The organism is Kitasatospora sp. NPDC001660 (assembly GCF_053596725.1).
The window spans coordinates 1-3,585 of the sequence record NZ_JBSFGU010000122.1; the positions used below are offsets into that span (position 1 = coordinate 1).

A 3,585-nucleotide genomic window follows, 5' to 3' on the forward strand; every position below is an offset into this window, starting at 1 on the left:
CCTGACCGGCTGTGTCGAACCCCGCTTCCACCGCACCTCAGCAGTGGGGGAAGAAGGGTTGTCGCCACGCCCACGCCCCCTTGACCTGGGCCGCTGACCTGCCGAAACGGGCCGGGTCGCCGCAAGGGGCGTGGAGGTGGCGGCGGAGGTGCCGGTGGAGGCGGTGGTGGGCCGGTTGTCCCGGCCGGGCGAGACCTGCGCCGCACTGTCGGGCAGGTGATCGGCGTTCTGGTCGCCGTCGTCCGGGTCGGGCAGGGCGAGAGCGGTGGTGGGCATCGGATCGGCCTTCCATCAGGACGGGCCCGGACCGGCACGGTGGCCGGCCCCGGCACCCGGGCGCTCGCCCGGGTGCACTCGACGATCCACACGACCCCTTGACCAACGTCTTGCCCAGCGCCTTGTCCTGACCCTTGACCAGCCCTCTTGTCCTGCCCGATTTGCCCTGGTCAAGGGCCTTGTCCTCCTGGTTTGTCCGTGACCGGGATCACGGTGCGTGGGTCCGGCGGCGGGCCCGCCTTTCAACTGGTCTTCGGGCTCTTCTTCTGCCGGGATTGCTGGTTGGCGTACTGCTGGCGGGAGGCATCAGCGGCCCGCTGGGCACGATCAGCCTCAACGCGCACGCGCTCGTTGCCGAGCGGGTGCCGCTCCCACTCGCGCAGGGCGTCGGCCTTGCGCTGGTGCCGGTCGATCACCTCCGGCAGGTCGCCCGGGCCCGTGGTGACGACCCGCCGGAACTCGTCGCCGAGCGCGAGAAGCCGCTCGCGCAGCTCGGCCGGGAGCTCTGCCGGAATCCTGAGCGCTCCGATGGTGCCGACGATCCGCAGCGTGCCCCGCCCGGTCGAGACGATCTCCACCCGTTTCTCGACCACCTTCGTCTCCGGGCGCCGGTAGCCGGCGGTGTAGACGGGCAGTTGCTGGTCGAGCCCCGCACCCCTCAGCCCGGGCACGACGACCAGGCCCGCGTCCATCAGATCGCCCGCGATCTGTACCGCTTCCTTCACGCCGATCGGTCGGCCCGCAGGGCCCTGGAGTTCGGCGAGTTGCCGTACGGTCACCTGCCGCGCGGCAGCGGCCTGGCACGCCAGCCAGGCGAGCATGCGCGCCTCGATCAACGGCAGGCGGCCAACGGCGGCCGGCTCCGGTGCCTCACTGCGCGGCGCTCGCCGCCGGGGCGGAACGACAGTGGTCGTCAACAGGACTCCCTCAGGTCCGGGGTTCACGTCGGTCGTCTACGTGATCGGCTCCTGCGCCCTGTGGGATGAGCGGCCGGACCCGGCAGGTGGCTGGCACCGCCCGTCCGAGGGCGGTCGGGCGGGCCGGTGCCGGCACCGTGGGCCGCCCGGCGCAGGACCGCCGGGGCGGCGCCACGCGGCGTGGCGGGCATCAAGGTTTCCGCCGCAACGGTCCAGAGGCTGTCAAGGTATCCGGGCGCACCTTGATGCCCGGTTCGGCGGCAAACCGGCGGCCGGTCAGAGGTTCTGCAGGTACGCGGTGTGGACGGTGAAGGCGGCCTGCTCGGGGGTGTCGTGGAGCATCGCTTCCTGGGTGTTGATGTCGCCGATGAAGTAGCCCTCGTACACCGCCACCCACCGGTCGCCGATGCCGGCCAGGCCGCGCTCGACCCAGCCAACCTGATGGCCCTCACCCGTCACGAGGTAGACGTCGGGGTTGACCGTCCAGCCGGCCAGCGCCCACCAGTCGCCGAACCGTCCCGCATCGAGAGCGACGCGCACGTCACTCGGGGGCAGGCGGCGGTGCATCGGGTCGGCCGGGACGGGGACCTCGACAGGCGGTTGCTGCGGTGCGGACGCGGCCGCGGGCCGGGGCGCGGTCTGCTGCTGGGCGAGGCGCTGGTCGACGAGTTCGCGCAGCCGCTCACCTCCGGACGGGGTTTCGCCCCGGGGCGCAACGGGCGCCGTGACGGCGGGCCGCGCAGAAGGCGCTGTTTCCCCCCGGGGAGGAACCGGCACCGGAACGGCCTGCGGCCGGTCCAAGGCAGGGCCGGTCGGCGGGGGAGTTTCGCCGCGGGGAGCAACGGGCGCGGGCCGGTCCTCGAGGGCGGGGCCGCCGGTCGCCGGAGCCGGTACGGGCGCGGCCACCGACACCGGCTCGGCCGTGACCGGGGAGCCGCCGAACAAGGCCGCTGTTTCGCCCCGGGGCGAAACGAGGGGCTCCGGGGCGGCCTGGTCGGGGCTGGCGGCCTGAGTGGGGTGGGCGTCGAGCATCCGCTCGGCGAGCTCGCGGTGGCGCACGGCCAGGCCGTCGACGGCGCGCAGGAGGTCGACCAGGGCCTGGCGGGCAAGGGCGCCGTCGCCGTCGCGCTCCGCGCGCTCCAGCTGGAGGAGAAAGCGCTCGTCGTGCCGGCGCAGCGCCTCGCCGAGCTCCAGCAGCTCGGCGCCCTGGCCGTCAGCGGTGAGGTCGGCGGGCGACGGAGTTTCGCCCCGGGGGTTTTCGGCGGCCGCGGTGCGCGCCAGTTCCTGCTTCTCCTTCTCCCGGGCGCGGTCCGCTTTCGACGAGCAGGCCTTCGAGCAGTACTTCCGCGGGCGGCCCGTCCCGCTCGGCTCCATCTCCTTGCCGCACACCGTGCAGGTCGGCGCGCCGAACAGCATCGGCTCGGCCATCGCCTTTTGCCCCGGGGAGAAACTCATGCCGGGATGCTATCCCCGCACTGAGCTGGGGTTTTACCCCGGGGTGAAACCCCGCGCCCCGCAGCGGCCCGTCGCAGCAGCACATCACCGGCTGCGCAGCGCTGCAACCGCCCTTGCGCATGCGCAGCGGGCCCGGTCGTCGCTGCGCAGCCAGCATCGCCGGCGGCGTCGGCGGCGTCGGCGGCGTCGGCGGCAGAACCGACAAGCCGTGTCCGAGGCCTGCGGCGGCGGCCGTGCCTGCGACCCCGGTCGCACCGCCTCCTACCTGCGGTGGGGAGTTTCCGTCGCATCCTCTGCGCATCAAACTCACCGGCCTTGCGCAGCCGGCTGCACCGCGGGTCACAGCGTCACAGTCCGAGGCAGCCAGCGGTTGCGCGGCCGGTCGCAGTCGCAGCGCGTTGGCTGCGCGGGCCGTCGCAGTCGCAGCAGCAGCGTGTAGCAAGGGTCGCCTTGCTACACGGAGAGCAGCAGCACGCCCGGGTGCAGCAAGAGCCGCCTTGCTGCACCTGCTGCTGCCCGTGACCGGCCGGGCCCGGCGGCGGTTGCACCGGTATGACGACGACTCCGCCTTCCGCGCGGCCCTGGCTGCCGCTGCCCTCCTCGCTCGACGCGGACCCCTGCACGTTTCGCCAGGGGCCCGACCTGGCGGACGCGCTGGGCGCAGCCGAGCGGGACGCCCTCGCTCAGGCCTCGGTCACCGGCCAGCGCGCCGCCGACTGGATCCGCTTTCTCGCCGCCCGCAGCAGCACGCCGAAAACCGGCAGGTCCTGGGGCGGTACGCCGAGGCCGTCGAGCAGGTGCTGCGCCGCGAGATCATCCCTGGCAGCGACGGCGAGCTGACCGAGGAGCTGCGCTACACCCTGGACGCCTACGTGCTGCTGGGCAGCGTCCAGAGCGAACACCGGCCCGAGTTGACCGACGGGGAACGGGTCGCGCT

At 73.6% G+C, this 3,585-nt stretch carries 2 protein-coding genes and 1 pseudogene; all 3 read right to left on the reverse strand.

Going from position 1 to position 3,585, the window contains the following annotated elements; all coding sequences use genetic code 11:
• Positions 1-276, reverse strand: a pseudogene (locus tag ACWCXH_RS39720) (hypothetical protein); the annotation flags it as partial.
• Positions 277-518: 242 nt separating this feature from the next.
• The gene (locus tag ACWCXH_RS39725) at positions 519-1,193 is read right to left on the reverse strand and encodes a hypothetical protein (RefSeq protein ID WP_449806387.1); all 675 of its coding nucleotides are present in this window, start codon (positions 1,191-1,193) and stop codon (positions 519-521) included.
• A 276-nt stretch (positions 1,194-1,469) separates the two neighbouring features.
• Positions 1,470-2,648 (reverse strand): hypothetical protein, encoded by a 1,179-nt coding sequence (locus tag ACWCXH_RS39730; protein WP_449806388.1) that lies wholly within the window; start codon positions 2,646-2,648, stop codon positions 1,470-1,472.
• Between the last annotated feature and the right edge of the window lie 937 nt (positions 2,649-3,585).